Genomic DNA, 859 nt, shown 5'->3' with positions numbered 1-859 from the left:
TATCAGTGTTGACACATAAAAAGAGGTTCAGACACATAAACAGGCTGTGGAGAAGACTTTCTCCACAGCCTGAAAAGGAATACTCTTAAAAAGAGTATTCCTTTTTTCAATGCTCACCATTTAAGACGCGATGCTTAGACGAATGTTATCCCTGCACTTGCGAATCCTGTAATAGCAGTAGCTATATCAAAACCTGGTGTAGTTGATGAAACAACAAGTAATATCTTATCTTGTGGAGCGACCGCAATTGCTTCTCCGATAATACCACTTGAAGTGGCACCGATAGCAATTAGACCACTAAATGCTGGTGTTAATAGTAATGGTACACCTACTGGAGTGAAAGTATTACTTGCTGCTGGTGCGCTGTACAACTGCATTTGAATTTGTATGCTTCCTAATGCTAAAGCAACCGCTACAGTTACACTAAAGAATCCTGCTAACGAAGTAATTGTACCTGCGCGAGGAGCTACAAATGCGAAATCAAATACTGGAGGTACAGGGCCTATAGTAATCGGGCCACCAGGTGGGACAATTACAGGGAAGAATGAACTTCCAAATCCAAGAAGTGCTCCTGTGTTTGCTAATCCACCTAAAACAGTTGCTAATGCTACTGGTGTACCTGATGCAAACGGAATAACCGCTCCAGCTCCTGTTGCTCCTGTTAGGCCTGTTGCTCCTGTTAGGCCTGTTGGACCTGTTGGGCCTGTTGCTCCTGTTGGACCTGTTGCTCCTGTTGGGCCTGTTGCTCCTGTTGCTCCTGTTGGGCCTGTTGCTCCTGTTGCTCCTGTAGAGCCTTTGGATCCTGTGGCTCGTGTTCCAGTATGACAGCAAGGGGCGGGGGGACCGGGGGGGAGTGGGG

1 protein-coding gene is annotated in these 859 nt (G+C 46.7%); it reads right to left on the bottom strand.

Features of this window, described 5'->3' with window-relative positions; translation table 11 throughout:
- Positions 1-134: 134 nt before the first annotated feature.
- Positions 135-859, bottom strand: a 725-nt coding sequence (locus JDS98_RS29570) for an exosporium glycoprotein BclB-related protein (protein WP_274605756.1), incomplete at its 5' end; no start/stop codon positions are given.

Origin of the sequence: Bacillus cereus group sp. N11, from assembly GCF_016483605.1 — a bacterium.
Classification (GTDB): Bacteria; Bacillota; Bacilli; order Bacillales; family Bacillaceae_G; genus Bacillus_A; species Bacillus_A toyonensis.
The sequence above is the reverse complement of the archived record's forward strand: the minus strand, read 5'-3'. Positions and strand labels throughout refer to the sequence as shown.